At 62.4% G+C, this 14,704-nt stretch carries 12 protein-coding genes; 4 read left to right on the top strand and 8 right to left on the bottom strand.

Features of this window, described 5'->3' with window-relative positions; genetic code table 11:
* Positions 1 to 90: 90 nt before the first annotated feature.
* The 8 genes from OC610_RS09785 to OC610_RS09750 are packed head-to-tail and all read right to left on the bottom strand — an operon-like array spanning position 91 to position 9,013.
* Positions 91 to 1,461 (bottom strand): O-antigen ligase family protein, encoded by a 1,371-nt coding sequence (locus tag OC610_RS09785; RefSeq protein WP_264427618.1) that lies wholly within the window; start codon positions 1,459 to 1,461, stop codon positions 91 to 93.
* Positions 1,458 to 2,561, bottom strand: coding sequence for a glycosyltransferase family 4 protein (locus tag OC610_RS09780; protein WP_264427617.1), 1,104 nt, complete (start codon positions 2,559 to 2,561; stop codon positions 1,458 to 1,460). Before OC610_RS09780 ends, OC610_RS09785 begins: the two co-directional genes overlap by 4 nt.
* On the bottom strand, positions 2,558 to 4,150 hold the full coding sequence (locus OC610_RS09775) for a GumC family protein (protein WP_264427616.1): 1,593 nt from the start codon (positions 4,148 to 4,150) through the stop codon (positions 2,558 to 2,560). The genes OC610_RS09780 and OC610_RS09775 overlap by 4 nt, the downstream gene beginning before the upstream one ends.
* 15 nt (positions 4,151 to 4,165) lie before the next feature.
* A complete protein-coding gene (locus tag OC610_RS09770) occupies positions 4,166 to 5,191 on the bottom strand; it encodes a polysaccharide biosynthesis/export family protein (RefSeq protein WP_264427615.1) in 1,026 nt (341 codons plus the stop codon).
* A gap of 20 nt (positions 5,192 to 5,211) precedes the next feature.
* Positions 5,212 to 5,856, bottom strand: a complete 645-nt coding sequence (locus OC610_RS09765) for a CpsD/CapB family tyrosine-protein kinase (protein ID WP_264427614.1) — start codon at positions 5,854 to 5,856, stop codon at positions 5,212 to 5,214.
* Positions 5,857 to 6,603, bottom strand: coding sequence for a sugar transferase (locus tag OC610_RS09760; protein ID WP_264427613.1), 747 nt, complete (start codon positions 6,601 to 6,603; stop codon positions 5,857 to 5,859).
* Positions 6,600 to 7,658 (bottom strand): NAD-dependent epimerase, encoded by a 1,059-nt coding sequence (locus OC610_RS09755; RefSeq protein ID WP_264427612.1) that lies wholly within the window; start codon positions 7,656 to 7,658, stop codon positions 6,600 to 6,602. Before OC610_RS09755 ends, OC610_RS09760 begins: the two co-directional genes overlap by 4 nt.
* Positions 7,655 to 9,013, bottom strand: a complete 1,359-nt coding sequence (locus OC610_RS09750; RefSeq protein WP_181288967.1) for a UDP-glucose dehydrogenase family protein — start codon at positions 9,011 to 9,013, stop codon at positions 7,655 to 7,657. The genes OC610_RS09755 and OC610_RS09750 overlap by 4 nt, the downstream gene beginning before the upstream one ends.
* Positions 9,014 to 9,390: 377 nt before the next feature.
* Between OC610_RS09750 and OC610_RS09745 the strand changes: the two genes are divergently transcribed.
* The 4 genes from OC610_RS09745 to OC610_RS09730 form a co-directional block, all read left to right on the top strand.
* On the top strand, positions 9,391 to 11,088 hold the full coding sequence (locus tag OC610_RS09745) for a sulfatase-like hydrolase/transferase (RefSeq protein WP_264427611.1): 1,698 nt from the start codon (positions 9,391 to 9,393) through the stop codon (positions 11,086 to 11,088).
* A gap of 244 nt (positions 11,089 to 11,332) precedes the next feature.
* Positions 11,333 to 12,001 (top strand): ABC transporter ATP-binding protein, encoded by a 669-nt coding sequence (locus OC610_RS09740; RefSeq protein ID WP_181288965.1) that lies wholly within the window; start codon positions 11,333 to 11,335, stop codon positions 11,999 to 12,001.
* Positions 11,998 to 14,469 (top strand): ABC transporter permease, encoded by a 2,472-nt coding sequence (locus OC610_RS09735; RefSeq protein WP_264427619.1) that lies wholly within the window; start codon positions 11,998 to 12,000, stop codon positions 14,467 to 14,469. The genes OC610_RS09740 and OC610_RS09735 overlap by 4 nt, the downstream gene beginning before the upstream one ends.
* The coding region (locus OC610_RS09730) for a lipocalin-like domain-containing protein (RefSeq protein WP_332880470.1) at positions 14,459 to 14,704 on the top strand (246 nt) is incomplete at its 3' end. The genes OC610_RS09735 and OC610_RS09730, both read left to right, overlap by 11 nt.

Here is a 14,704-nt window from a genome sequence, read left to right as displayed (position 1 = left end):
GTGCCTGGCGTGCGGCCTCCCGCGCGGCCAGCAGCGTGCGGCCGATGTGCCGGGCCTCGTTGTACATCGGGATCACGATACTGACGCGGCTCATGAACGTGCCTCCAGCGGCGCGGATCGTTCGGCGTCGTAGCGCAAGATGCTGGTCAAGGCGAGCATGATCCACAGCAACTTGTGGTTCTGGGCGCTGAGGAACATCAGGAACAATGCCAGCGACAGGAAACTCATGCCCAGGTGCGTCAACAGATCCGCCTGGGCCCAGTCCCGGCGCTGGAGCCACAGTTGGCGCGCGCGCACCAGGTTGTAGAGCCCCAGCCCGATCATGCCGACAAACATCAAGCCGCCTGGCACGCCGATTTCGCTGAAGATTTCCAGGTAGGTGTTATGGGCCTGGCGGTACAGATCCCCGCGTTTGCGATTGGCCGAGAACGCCTTCGCGTAGCCCGTGGGGGCGTAGTGCTCTGGAAATGTTCCCGGGCCGGAACCGAGTATCGGCTTCTCCCGGATCATCTGGCTGCCCACCACGATGTACGAGGCGCGGCGCCCCAAGGATCCGTCCTGGTAGGCGTTGGCGCCGGAACTGAGAATGCTCAATGACTGGATGCGTGCCACGTAGCCAGCCGGCATCAAGGCGACTGTCGCCGGAACCGCCAGCGCCAGGCCGAGCATCGCGAACCCCAGGTGCCGGGGACGTATGCGCGGCAGCTGCGCCCGATAGTGATACAACCCGATCACCAGGCTGAGCAACAACACGACCAGGCCTGAACGTGATTCGGTCTTGGTCATGCCGCTCAATAACAGAATGACAGCGCCACCCCAGAACAAGCGGTGCAACAGGTTCTGGCTGCGCAGGGTCAATAACAATGCCAGCGGTACGGTAAACGCAATCAACAGGGCAAAGGCGTTCGGGTCTTCCAGCAAACCCGAGGCGCGGCCCTGGTCCTGATATTTGACTGAAAACCTTGCGAGCACACAGGTCGTGGCGACGCTCACGGTCATCAGCCGGGCGAACATCTCCAGGTTCAGCTCGCGACCGATCAGCAAGGTGATCACGAACAGAATCAGCCCGACCGAGAGTTCACGCAGTTGCGTCAGGGAAAGGTCCATATTTTCCGAGATCAACAGGCTCAGGCCATACAGGGCCATGAAACCGATCAACGGCTTCCAGATGTTGCTGCGCAAGCGCGTCGCAGGGATCTGATGCAAGGCCAACTGCAGCATCAGGATCAGGATCAGCGCCAAGCCGAGGAATTTACTGCCGGAAAACAAGTTGCCCTTGAACAGGCCTTCGAACGGCAGCAGCGCGGCAATGCCCAGCAAACCCCAGCCTGGCTTGCGGTACAGCATGGCAACGCCCACCAGGCCGAGCACGGCGCCGGGCGCCAGGAAGGGGTAGGGACTGGCCAGCAGTGCCAGGCACACCAACCCCAGCAGACTGACGATCGAGAGCGGGACGATCATGGCCGAGCCTCCCGTGCCGTGCGGATATAGAGTTGTGACCAGCGTTCGGCCAGCGTGCGCAGGTCGTAGCGGTCGCGTTGTGTGCAGCGCGCGTTGTCGGCGAGGATCCGCGCCAGGGGTGGTTCGCTGAACAGCGTTTCGATCTGGCGGGCCAGCTCCACGCTGTCGGCCGGCGTCGCGAGCAAGCCGTTGTGACGGTCTTGCAAGATGTCGGGAATGCCGCCGACACCGAAGGCCACCACGGGCACGCCGGCCTGCATGGCTTCGAGCAGGATCATCGGCGTGCCTTCGGTGCGTGAACTGATCACCAGCGCATCGAGGCGGCTCCACCAGTCGTCCATGTCGGTCTGATAGCCGGGCAACTCGATACGCGTCGGCAGCCCGGCATCGGCGATGCGTTTGAGCAACGTCTGGCGTTCCGGGCCGTCGCCGAGCATCACCGCGTGCAAGGACGCATGGCGCTGGCACAGCGGGATCATGGCGTCGAGAAACAGGTCCGGGCCTTTTTCGCTGCTCAAGCGGCCGACGTAGCCGACCCGCCAGCGTTGCCTGTCGTCGCGGTGGGGCAGCGGCGTCGTGGCGGCTGGCAGGCCGTTGGGAATCACGTCGAGCTTCTCCGCCTTAACGCTGGCCTGGCGGTGCAGCGCCGCGATGCTTTCGGCCACGCACACCACACGCTTGACCGGCGCGGTGCGGCACAGTTGCAGGCTCAGCCACGTATAGAACCGCTGCTTGGGACTGCGTGGCGTGAAGCCGTGCTGAGTGATCACCAGCGGCAGGCGCAGCATCGTGGCCGCGGCCCAGCCGAACAACAGACCCTTGAAGTTGTGCGTATTGATCAGCGGTCGCTCGTCACGCCGGTGCCGCAAATGCTGCAGCAGCTCAGCCCAATTGGCGCAATGGCAGCAATCGACCCCGGCCTGGCGGAACCGCGTGATCAATGTCGGCGGCGCCGCCAGGAACACCACTTGATGCTGGCCGGGTGTCGCCAGGCAATGATCGAGCAGCATCCGCTCGGCCCCATAGAAGCCGCCGCTGTCGAGCAGATGAATGATCGACAGGGGGCTGTCCTGGCGGGACGGGCCGAACGGCGCGTTCAATTTTTCACCCAATGGACAAGGCTGGGCACGCTCCAGTTGCGGTGCGGGTTGACCTGTTCGGGCGATTGCTCGTTGATCACCAGCAGCACCGGTAGATCCAGTTGGTGGCTGATTTGCGCTGGGTGCTTGAAGCGATGGTCGAAGAACTCACGCACATAGACCAGGGCGATGGCCAACAGCAGACCGCTGAACAAGCCGAACGCAATGATCAACATCGGTTTGGGGAACGCGGCGGCCGTGGGTTCGAATGGCGGGCTCAGCACGCGGGCATTGGACAGGTCGTTGTCCAGCGAACGGGCGGAACTGGCTTCGGCGAACCGCTGGGCATAGGTGGAGAACGCCGCGTGGAGCGCGTTGATCTCGGTGTCCATCTGCCGCAGTTTGCTCTGGGTTTCCTGCAGCAGGTGGATGCGGTCCTTGAAGGCGGCGATACGCTCGACTTTCTGATTGATCACGGAGCTGACCACCGCCAGGTCGGTGGTGCGTTCCTGGATGCGGTTATTCACCACTTTGAGGAATTGCTGGCGGGTGCGCATGATCTGTTCGCGCGCCAGTAACATCGGTTCGCTGCTAGGCTGGAAAATCGCCAGGTCATTCATGTAGCGGCTGACCTGGCTGGTCAACTGCTCACCCAATTGCCTGATCTCACGATCCTCGAAGGCAATGTTGTCCACGGTGGTGGTAAAGGTGAAGGGGAAGGTGTAGTCGTTGAACCGCGAGCTGTTCGCCGCCGCCAGGCTGGTCTTGAGGTAATCGAGCCAGCGTTGGCTTTGCAGCAGGCGATCCTGATAAAGGTTCAGCGCCTGTTCTTCGGTATTGATGGCGTTCAGGCGGAAGGTGACTTCTTCCTTGGGATCGGACGAGCCGATGTTTTCCAGCAGCGCAAGTCGTTTACCTTCCAGGCCGTCTAGGCGCGTCTGGTACTGGGCTTTTTTCTGCTCGTAGAAGGCCTGTGGCAGCTCGATCGATTGCAGTTCCTGGCGACCGGTGAGGTAGTTCTGCAGCAGTTGCCCCACGAACCGGGTGCCTTGGGCCGGATCACCGAAGCTGTAGACGATGGAAATCACGTTGGAGCCGGGCAGGGTCTCGATCTTCAGGTTTTCGATCGCGTCGTCGGTCAGCGTGTCGAGCACCGTGTCGCGCACGGGGTCGACTTCAAGCCCCAGGCCGTCACGCACCGGGTTGATGACGTACTCGCGCAGCGGCTGGGTGATGTAGCGCTTGAACGGTTCGCTCACCCACTTGTTGAGGACCCCCGGGCTTGGCGTGTATTCACCCTGGTCGCGCAGGGTCTTGATGGTTTCACGAATCAACGCCGGCGAGCGCAGGATGTTGCTCTCGGTTTCCATGTCCGCCAGGGATGGCGGAACGAACGTCGCGTTTTCCTGGTTCAGCGAAGTGGTGGCATCGCCCTGGGACAGTTTTTTCGACTGGACGATCACTTGGGCGGTGATATCGAAGCTCTGCTTGAGCATCAACGGCAGCACCAGGGCGATCACGGCAAAAATCAGGAAGACGCGCTTCACCCACTGCTTGTTGGCGAAGAAGATCCTGAAGAACTCGTGCAGATAGTTTTCCTTGGGGTTCATGATCGTTCACCTGGCTCAGTTGCTGTTGCTGCTTTTGTTGTCGAGGCGGTAGCCGAAGCTGACCCCCACTCCCTGGAACAGCACCACGTCGGCCAGTTGCCGAGCCAGTTCACCGGCGCTTGCAAGCTTGGTCTTGGGCACGAACAGCATGTCTTCCGGTTGCAAGTAGGCGATCTGCGAGGCGTCACCGCTCAGGGCCTTCTCCACGTCGTAGTGGCGTGCTTCGACTTGATTGCCGTTGCGGCGCATGATCACCACCGAGTCGAGCCGGGCCTTGACGTTGGTGCCGCGGGCCAGGGTCAGGGCCTCGAGGACCGAGATGGGCCGGCGGATCGGGTAGGAGCCGGGTTGGGCCACTTCGCCCAGGACATAAATCTCGTTGCCGGCGGTGGACTTGAGCAACACGTCGACGGTCATGTGGCCCGGCAACTGGGCGTAGCGCTCGTTGAGGAAGGTTTCCAGTTGGGTGACGGTCATGCCTTGCAGTGGCACGGAACCGATTTCCGGGAAGCTGGCGTAACCATCCCGGCCCACGATGATCTCCCGGCTCATGCCCGTGGCCGGGTGGATCAAGGTGTTGCGCAAGTTCGCCTCACCGGACATCGGGCTGGTCACCAGGACGCTCAATTGGTTGCGGTTGGGTTGGAACAGCATCTTCTGGTTGTAGGCACGCTGCACTTCCAGGCGCGCCTCGTCGGTGGTCAGGCCGGCGACTTTCACCGAGGTGTTGGCGCCCGGCAGTTCGATAGTGCCGTCGGGCATCACCTGTTGCGTGCCGTTGAGCTGGCTGGCGGCGGTGAAGTTCAGGGCAACCTGGTCGCCCGGCTGCACGCGATAAGCCTGGGAAGAGGTTGTGTCGATGTGAAAAATCACATCCAGCACGTCCTGGGGCCTCAGCGTCTGTTCGACCTTGGGCATGTCGGTAGCCTGGGCGTTGGCCGGCGCGGCCGTGAGGATCTGCACTGGCATCGAGCGGGTATCGGTGTTGCTGGAGCAACCGGCAAGCGGCAGCAACAGCAGGACAAGTATTCTGGCGTTCATCTCGTCATCCTTTTGCAGGCTTAAAGGTTGTTGTAGAGCCATTTGGGCATGTAGTACTTGCGGCGGTTGAACACGCTGCCGACCACCTTCGCGCCTGCCTGGACCAAGCGTTGCCGGGCGGCCTGGGCGACTTCCCAGCGGGTGTCCTCGCCGCGCACCACCAGCACCACGCCGTCCACCTGCGTACTCATGACCAAGGTGTCGGTGGCCGAATACACCGCGTCGGCGTCGATCACCACGAAGCGGTACTGCGCCGCCAGTTGCCGGAACAACGGACGCAGCCGCTCCGGGCTCAGGCGTTCGGCGTTGTGCCCGAGGCGACCGTTGGGCAGCACGTCGAAGGGCAGGCTGGAAATCTGCACCACACAGTCCTGCAGCAGGGGCGGGGCGAGGCTGTTGAACAGCAGATCGCTGAAGCCGCGCTCTTTTTGCAACGACAGTTGCTGGCTGAGGTTATGCGGCGACTGGCTTGCGTCCACCAGCAGCACGCGACCGTTGCTCATCTGCGCCAGCTGGGCGGCCAACGCCATCGCGCTGGTGCTCGTGCCGGTGCCGGTGTTGGCGGCCGTCATCAGAAGGATCCGCAGATCCGGGTCGAGCACGGTCGAGGTCAGGTTGGACTCGCTCGGGCTGGCTATGGTCAGGATATTCGTCGAACCGTCCATTTAACTCGCTCCGTGGCCGCTGAAAACTTTGAAGGGGGTGATCATCAGGATCTTCAAATCCAACAGCAGGCTCTGCTCGGCGATGTAGCTGAGGTCCAGTTCCACGCGCTGGTCGAAGTCGATATTGCTGCGCCCGGAGATCTGCCACAGGCCGGTCAGGCCGGGGTAGATGCTCAGGCGCACAAGATGGTTGTCCTTGTAGCGATAGGCGTTGAACGAGGTGGGCCGGGGGCCGACCAGGCGCATGTCGCCGGTCACTACGTTGATCAGGTTGGGCAGTTCATCGAGGCTGCTGCGTCGCAGGAACCGGCCGATGGGGGTGATGCGCGGATCATTGTCGATCTTGAAATCGATGGCGTCGGCGCCGTGTTTGTTGAGGTGGCGCAGCGACTCTTTCATGGCCTCGGCATCGGCGACCATGGTGCGGAATTTGTACATGCCGAACACGCGCCCGCGATAACCGGTGCGTTTCTGCACGAACAGCACCGGGCCAGGGCTGGAATATTTGACCAGCAGTGCCAGGCCCAGCAGCAGCGGGGCGAGCAGTACCAGGATCGACAGTGCGCCGAGGCAGGCCACCACCCGATTGGTCCGCGAGACCGTCCAGGGCCGACCGCCATCGCGACCGGTCAACCAGCCGCGACCCTGGCGGTGAATCGCCGCATCCAGGCGTCGGCGATGCTCGGGGTCGACACGTTTGTCGCGTCCGAAGGCGCTGATCGGAATGTCTTGTTCATGTCGGGTCATAGACTCCTCCGCTGGGATTGGGCCGCAAGCGGCGCGTGGACAATGGGGCGCACGTAGTAATCGAGGAACCAGTCGACGAAGCGACCCAGGCCGTCGTCCAGTTCGATGCGCGGTTGGAAACCGGTGGCCAGGGCCAGGTCGCTGGCATCGGCGCAGGTGTTGAGCACGTCCCCTGGTTGCAGGGGCAGCAGCTCGATCCGGGCCGTGCGGCCCAGGTGTTTTTCCAGCAGCGCGACGTAGGTCCGCAGGGCTACCGGGTGCTGTCCGCCAATGTTGTAGAGGCACCATGGCGCCAGGCTGGTGGCCGGGTCCGGTTGCTCGCGATTCCAGTCCGGTGTCGGGCGAGGCGGACGTTCGATCAGCCGGGCGATGCTTTCGACGATGTCATCGATGTAGGTGAAGTCGCGCGTGTGCTCGCCGTGGTTGAAGAGCTGCAACACCTGGTTTTCGGTGATGGCCTTGGCGAACTGGATCGGCGACATGTCCGGCCGGCCCCAGGGGCCGTACACGGTAAAAAAACGCAGGCCGGTGCAAGGGATGCCGAACAGGTGGCTGTAGCTGTGGGCCATCGATTCGTTGGCCTTTTTCGTGGCCGCGTACAACGACAACGGATGATCCACGCCGTCCTGTACCGAATAGGGCGTGCGCTGGTTGGCGCCGTACACCGAACTGGAAGAGGCGTAGATCAGGTGCTTGACCGGATGATGGCGGCAGCTTTCGAGAACGTTCAGGAACCCGCTGAGATTGCTGTCGACGTAAGCGCGTGGATTTTCCAGCGAATAACGCACGCCGGCCTGGGCGGCGAGGTGAATCACCACGTCCGGGCGACGGAACTGGAACAGTTTATCGATCGCCGACGCGTCGGTCAGGTCGATGTGCGCCAGTGAAAACTCGCCGACCTGATCCTTCACCCATGCCACGCGGTCGTGCTTGAGTTGCGGGTCGTAGTAATCGTTGAAATTGTCCAGCCCGCACACGTCGTGGCCGTCGCGCAGCAACCGCAGCACGCAGTGGGCACCGATGAAACCGGCCGCGCCGGTCACCAGGATGTTCACGCTTGTGGCCCCGGGACGCTGGGCACGGTGTGCCGCAGGCCGATGCCGCGATATAGCAGCCCGGCGGCGGCCAGGTGCTCGGGGTTGTACAGGTTGCGACCATCGATGATGACCCGGGCGCGCAGCTTGCTGGCCAGCAGGTCGAAATCCACCACGCGGAAATTCTTCCATTCCGTGCAGATCACCAGGGCATCGGCATCTTCCAGGGTGTCATCACGGGTGGCACAGAGGTTCAGGTCTTTGCGGTAGCCATAGAGACGCCGGCATTCGGACATGGCTTCCGGATCGTAGGCCTGGACACGCGCGCCTTCGCGCCAGAGCGCTTCCATCAGGTAGCGGCTCGGGGCTTCGCGCATGTCGTCGGTGTTGGGCTTGAAGGCCAGGCCCCAGATGGCGATCGATTTGCCGGCCAATCCGCTCGGGAACTGCTGCGCCAGTTTTTCGAAGAGAATGTGCCGTTGGCTGTCGTTCACCTCGGTGACGCTGCGCAGCAGGCGCAGGGGCATGCCGCTTTGTTCTGCAGTGTGTAGCAAGGCGCGAAGGTCCTTGGGAAAGCATGAGCCGCCGAAGCCGCAGCCTGGGTAGATGAAGTGATAGCCGATGCGCGGGTCCGAGCCGATGCCCTTGCGCACGGCCTCGATGTCGGCACCCAGGCGTTCGGTGAGATTGGCCAGTTCGTTCATGAAGCTGATGCGGGTGGCGAGCATGGCGTTGGCGGCGTACTTGGTCAGCTCCGCGCTGCGGTTGTCCATGAACATCAGTTTTTCGTGGTTGCGGCAGAACGGTGCGTAGAGCTCGCTCATTTGATCGCGCGCCAACTGATCGCCGGTGCCGATGATGATCCGGTCCGGGCGCATGCAATCGGCCAGGGCGCTGCCTTCCTTGAGGAATTCGGGGTTGGATACAACGCGGACATTCAGCTGTTTCAGGCCACGCCGCGCCAACGCCTGGCGAGCGCATTCGGCCACCTTGTCAGCCGTGCCGACCGGCACCGTGGACTTGATGATCAGGGTGCGGTCGCTGTCCATGAAATCGGCAATTTGCCGGGTGACCCCCAACACATGGCTCAAATCCGCCGAGCCGTCTTCATCGGCGGGGGTGCCGACGGCGATGAAGATCAGTTCGCCATGGTTCACCGCATCGCTGGCCTGGGAGCTGAACGACAGGCGTCCGGTCTTGATGTTGTCTTCGAGCAAACCGGACAGCCCCGGCTCGCTGATCGGCGGTACCGCTTGCTGCAATTGACGGATCTTGTTCGAGTCGATGTCGACGCACAGGACACGGTGCCCGACGTCGGCCAGCGCCGCCGCCTGTATCAGCCCTACATACCCCGTTCCAAATACGCTCACGTCCATCTTTCGCGCGCCTCGTAAACCGATTGATGTAACTCGGATGAAACTGTTTAGAGGGGTATAGCGCAGCTTCTGAAAAGCGTGTCAGCAAAATGACAGTTGTCAGTGTTGGCAAACTCGAGAGATTGGGGCTTTTTGATATCAAGTCATTGACAGACTTAAAGAAGTGCCGCTTTTAAAGGGCTTTAACGAATTTTAAGTAGGCGATGAACGGTACTGATTCATAGATTTTTATGTTTTTGAGGCGTCAAAGGTGTCACTTTTGGGCTAACTTTTTTTTGACGCTCTGGCCGTTCGTCCAGTTTCTTGCGCTTTGAAAACCCGCTGCTAGTGTGCAGAAAACGAACCTTCCATTGCTGCGCGACGCCGTCGAGAAACCCATGACCCGATACCTCAAGGAAGTGCTGCTGGTGCTGTACCTTTTCCGGGGGCATGACTTGTACCTGGAACGACTGGCAGCGTTGGGTGTTGGCTTTGCAGCGGCGCTGTTTGGCGCGATGTTCCTGGCCTTGGTGCTGGCGCTATGGATGACCGCCTACATTCGCCCGGCGTTGGTCAGGCATCTGTTTGCCCTGGCGATGTTTGTCTCGGCGGTGTTCTTCGAGGTGTATACGCGGGTGACCGACAGCTACCTGACCTACAGCCAGTTCGTGTCGCTGGTGTATTCCGGTGGTTTTATCCAGGAGGCGGCCTATCAATATCGCGAGGTCATCATCAGCGCGGTGGCCGGCGGTGTGTTGCTGTTGTTGGGCATCGCCCTCAAGCCGCGGCGTCGTCTATCGCTGCCCGGCTACGTGCCGATCATCGCGCCCGTGCTGGGCGTGCTGCTGCTCAGCGGTGTGCTGTTCGTGCGGGCGGGCGAAGGCGCGCGCGGTTTGCCGGTGATGTACACGCCGCTGGCCTACCTGAACCTGTTTGCCTACGAGACGTTGCACAACACCGTCGGGCCTCGGGAGCCAGTCAGTATCCTCCGGCAATCGTCTCCAATCGACCACGATATTGTGCTGATCATCGACGAAAGCGTGGCTGGCAATTACCTCGATATCAATACGCCGTCCGGCGTTCCCACGGGGCTCAAGACACCGCCACCCGGCGTCGACATTTTCAATTATGGCTACGCGGCATCTGTTGCCAATTGCAGCGCCGACACCAACGTTACCCTGCGTTATGGCGGCACCCGAGGCGACTACGTGCGCATCAACAGCACGCAACCGTCGATCTGGCAGTACGCCCATCAGGCCGGGTTGCGCACGGTCTACATCGACGCCCAGCGCACCGGCGGCAACCTGCAGAACCTGATGACCCCGCTTGAAAAAAAAGATATCGATCAATTCGTCCAATTCGACCAGGCCCGCGTGCGTGACAGGGACATGGCGGCCGTGGCGAAGCTGGTCGAGTTGCTGGGTAACGACCGGGCCGAGCTGGTGGTGATCAACAAGGTCGGCGCGCATTTTCCAGTCCATGACAAATACCCCGATGACTTCATGTCCTACCGTCCGGCCTTGCCGCGCGGGCAGTTCCAAGACGTGAGCGACACCGGCAGCCGCGATGGTTTCAACGGCGAGAAAGGCGATTGGGCGCTCTACCGCAACGCTTACCAGAACACCTTGCTGTGGAACGTCGGCGAGTTTTTCCAACGACTTTTCCGTGAAGGCAACCTCACGAACGCCGTGCTGATCTACACCTCCGACCATGGCCAGGACCTCCATGAACGCGGCAACCCCGGGCTCAACACCCACTGCGGCGGCGATCCGGTGGAAGAAGAAGGGCTGGTGCCGCTCGTCGTGATCCAGGGCAGCCAACTGCAGACGCTGGAGTGGCGCAGCTCCTTGGCTCAGAACAAGGATCGCTCCAGTCACTACAACATTTTCCCGACGCTGCTGGAATTGATGGGCTACGACCCGGCCGGGGTCATGGCCCGCTATGGCAAGCCATTGAACCAACCGACCGATGACGACTTCACCTTCAACTACCGCTTCAACGCCCGGCTCGGGGCCAAGCCGGCCTGGAAACACATCGACCTGGACAGCATCGTCACACCAGGGCCCGTGAAGACTGAAGTGGCGGCGGGGCAGTGAAGGCCGACAATGGCTGATTCAGCGCCATGACTGAAGGGGCCGCGCACCACAGATCCCTTGTGGGAGCGAGCTTGCTCGCGATGGCGGTGTGACAGTCGATGAAGATTTTGAATCGGCTGACCTCATCGCGAGCAAGCTCGCTCCCACAGTTGGACACCAGACCAAGCATCTTTTTGGAACTCTCACAACCTCCACGACCTCCGCTATCCTGACGCCTTCGCCGATCTGCCCCCGAGTCTTGCCCATGCTGGAAGTCCGCAACGTCTTCAAAAGCTACGCCACACCCCAAGGCCCGCTGCCCGTGTTGCAAGGTGTCGATCTCACGTTGCTCCCGGGCAGCAGCCTGGCGCTAATGGGGGAATCGGGCAGCGGCAAGAGCACCCTGTTGCACCTGGTCGCTGGCCTGGACATAGCGGACCGAGGCAGCATCCGCAGCGGTAGCTACCAGCTCGACGGCATGAGCGAACACCAACTGGCCCATTGGCGGCGCACGGAAATCGGCCTGGTGTTCCAGCAATTCAACCTGATCAGCAGCCTGTCGGTGGACGACAACCTCGCCTTCCAGGCGCGCCTGTGTGGGCGTTTCGATGCCGGCTGGCAGGCGCATCTGGTGCAGCGGCTCGGCCTGTCGGACCTGTTGCGTCGTTATCCCGAGCAACTCTCCGGTGGGCAGCAACAAAGGGTGGCGCTGGGGCGGGCGCTGGCTTCACGGCCACCGTTGCTGTTGGCTGACGAACCCACCGGCAGTCTCGACGAAGGCACCAGCGACGAAGTGCTGCAATTGCTGCTGGAATTGCTCGACGGCAGCCCCACTAGCCTGTTGATGGTCACGCACAGTCAACGGGTGGCGGCGCGTCTCGCGCATCGCGTGGTGCTGCAAGGCGGGCGCTTGGCACAGGCGGTCCAGGCCTGATGGTTTTCCGCCAGACACTCAAGGCCCTGCTCAGCCACTGGCGCCGGCACCCGGTGCAGTTCTTCAGTGTGCTGACCGGGCTTTGGCTCGCCACCAGCCTGCTTATCGGCGTGCAGGCATTGAACAGCCAGGCCCGCGACAGCTACGCCCGGGCCAGCCAGTTGATCGGCGGCGAACCCCAGGCCAGCCTGAGCGCACCGGGCGGCGGCACCTTCGCGCAGCAATGGTTTGTCGACCTGCGTCGCCAAGGCTGGCCCGTGTCGCCGGTGTTGCAGGCGCGGGTGACGCTCAAGGGCCACGAAGAGCAGCGGCTGCAGGTGATGGGCATTGACCCGGTGTCGCTGCCGCCGGGTTCGGCCGTGGCGGGGCAGGCGCGGGAAATCGACGAGGTGGTCGAGTTCTTCACCGGCGCCGGCCGTACCTGGATCGCCCCCTCGACTTTGTCGGCCTTGGGGCTGAAGGAAGGCGACAGGCCTCGCACTGTTGGCGACCAAACCTTGCCGCCGTTGCATGTGCAACCCGACATGGCCCCCGGCGTGTTGTTGATGGACATCGGTTTCGCCCAGCAGCTGCTGGGCATGCCGGAGCAGATTTCGCGATTGCTGTTACCCGCCAGGTTCACGGCCAACTTGCCCGAGGCGTTCAACGGCTTGCTGCAATTCAAGCGTGCGGACGAGGAAAACAACCTGTCGCGCCTGACCGAGAGCTTTCATCTGAACCTCGATGCGCTGGGGTTCCTGTCATTTGTGGTGGGGTTGTTCATCGTTCATGCGGCCATCGGCCTGGCGCTGGAACAACGTCGCAGCCTGTTGCGAACCCTGCGGGCCTGCGGCGTCAGCGCGCGGGTGCTGATCAGCAGCCTGGCGCTGGAACTTGGCGCGTTGGCTTTGTTGGGCGGGTTGGCTGGCGTGCTCAGTGGGTATTGGCTGGCGAGTCTGTTGCTGCCCGATGTGGCGGCGAGCCTGCGGGGCCTGTACGGCGCTGAAGTGCCCGGGCAATTGAACCTCAGCCCCTGGTGGTGGCTGGGCGGAATCGGGCTGGGCCTGCTCGGCGCGCTACTGGCCGGGACCCAGAGTCTTTTGCGCGCTGCGCGCCTGCCTCTGCTGGCGCTGGCCAATCCCCAGGCCTGGCACCAGGCCCATGCGCGATGGCTGTGGCGCCAGGGTGCGGTGGCGACATTGGCCGCGCTGATCGCCGCGTTCGTGCTGGTCTGGGGGGACAGTCTGGCGAGTGGTTTTGTCTTGATGACGGCCGTGTTGCTGGGCGCGGCACTGGCCTTGCCGGTGCTGCTCAATGATGTGTTGAATCGATTGTTACGCGGCAGTCGTTCGGTGCTCGGGCAGTGGTTTCTCGCCGATTGCCGTCAACAATTGCCCACGTTGAGCCTGGCGCTGATGGCGTTGCTGCTGGCGTTGGCGGCGAACATTGGCGCCGGCAGCATGACCGCCGGTTTTCGCCAGACGTTCAGCGATTGGCTGGAGCAACGATTGACCGCCGAGTTGTATATCAGCCCGCAAACGCCGGCCCAGGCAGGCGAGCTGTACGACTGGCTCAAGCAACAACCGACGGTCACCGCCGTGTTGCCCAACTGGCAGGTGTCGATTCCCCTGCAAGGCTGGCCCACGGACATCTTCGGCATCATCGACCATGCTTCCTATCGCCAGCACTGGCCGTTGCTGGAGTCGACCGGCGACCAGGCGTGGGCGCAACTGGCCGGCGCGGACACGCTGATGCTCAGCGAACAACTGGCCCGGCGCTTGAACGTTCGCATCGGTGATCAATTGACCCTCCCGACCCCACAAGGCCCGTGGACGCCGCGCATCATCGGAATCTACGCCGACTACGGCAACCCCAAGGGCCACGTGTTGATCAACGCGAAACACCTGCTGGCGCATTGGCCGCAGCTCACACCGTATCGTTTCAACCTGCGCATCGAACCGTCGAAGATCCCATCCTTGCTGGCGGCGTTGCAGGACCGGTTCAACCTCGACGACAGCCGCATCGTCGATCAGGCCCGGCTCAAAGGCTGGTCGACCCAGGTGTTCGAGCGTACCTTTGCCGCCACCGCCGCGCTCAACAGCCTGACCCTCGGCGTGGCCGGGGTGGCGCTGTTCATCAGCCTCTTGACCCAGAGCCAGAGCCGCCTCGGGCAATTGGCGCCGCTGTGGGCACTGGGCGTCACGCGACGGCAATTGATGCTGCTCAACCTTGGCCAGACCTGGCTGCTGGCGCTGCTGACCCTGTTGCTGGCGGTGCCGCTGGGCATTGCCCTGGCCTGGTGCCTGGATGCGGTGATCAACGTGCAGGCCTTTGGCTGGCGCCTGCCGTTGCGGGTCTTTCCGTTGCAATTGGCGCAACTGCTGGCCTTGGCGATGCTCGCCACGCTGCTGGCGTCGGCTTGGCCGCTGTACGCGCTGTACCGCACGCAGCCGACGGATTTGCTGAGGACGTTTGCCCATGAAGATTAGAGTCGGCCTCATGCTCGTTGCATTGCTTGCCGGTTGTGATGACTCGACGCCGCCGGAAAAGGGTTTTGCCGGTCTCGGCACCCACACCGTTGCGTTCACGCCCGTGGTGCCCGGGCGCGTGTTCAGCTTTCCAGCCGATCACGGCGTCCATGAAGGTTTCCGCATCGAATGGTGGTACGTCACCGCGAATCTCAAGGACGCCGAAGGGCGGGACTTCGGCGTGCAGTGGACGCTG

The sequence above is a fragment of the Pseudomonas agronomica genome (assembly GCF_025917275.1).
Lineage (GTDB): Bacteria > Pseudomonadota > Gammaproteobacteria > Pseudomonadales > Pseudomonadaceae > Aquipseudomonas > Aquipseudomonas agronomica.
Note: the sequence above shows the minus strand (reverse complement) of the source record. Positions and strands in the feature narration are given on the sequence as shown.

Excerpts from the sequence above, each read along its gene's own strand:
- OC610_RS09785 (WP_264427618.1), bottom strand. The coding sequence starts at position 1,461 with ATGATCGTCCCGCTCTCGATCGTCAGTCTGCTGGGGTTGGTGTGCCTG.
- OC610_RS09775 (WP_264427616.1), bottom strand. The coding sequence starts at position 4,150 with ATGAACCCCAAGGAAAACTATCTGCACGAGTTCTTCAGGATCTTCTTC.
- OC610_RS09770 (WP_264427615.1), bottom strand. The coding sequence starts at position 5,191 with ATGAACGCCAGAATACTTGTCCTGCTGTTGCTGCCGCTTGCCGGTTGC.
- OC610_RS09765 (WP_264427614.1), bottom strand. The coding sequence starts at position 5,856 with ATGGACGGTTCGACGAATATCCTGACCATAGCCAGCCCGAGCGAGTCC.
- OC610_RS09760 (WP_264427613.1), bottom strand. The coding sequence starts at position 6,603 with ATGACCCGACATGAACAAGACATTCCGATCAGCGCCTTCGGACGCGAC.
- OC610_RS09750 (WP_181288967.1), bottom strand. The coding sequence starts at position 9,013 with ATGGACGTGAGCGTATTTGGAACGGGGTATGTAGGGCTGATACAGGCG.
- OC610_RS09745 (WP_264427611.1), top strand. The coding sequence starts at position 9,391 with ATGACCCGATACCTCAAGGAAGTGCTGCTGGTGCTGTACCTTTTCCGG.
- OC610_RS09740 (WP_181288965.1), top strand. The coding sequence starts at position 11,333 with ATGCTGGAAGTCCGCAACGTCTTCAAAAGCTACGCCACACCCCAAGGC.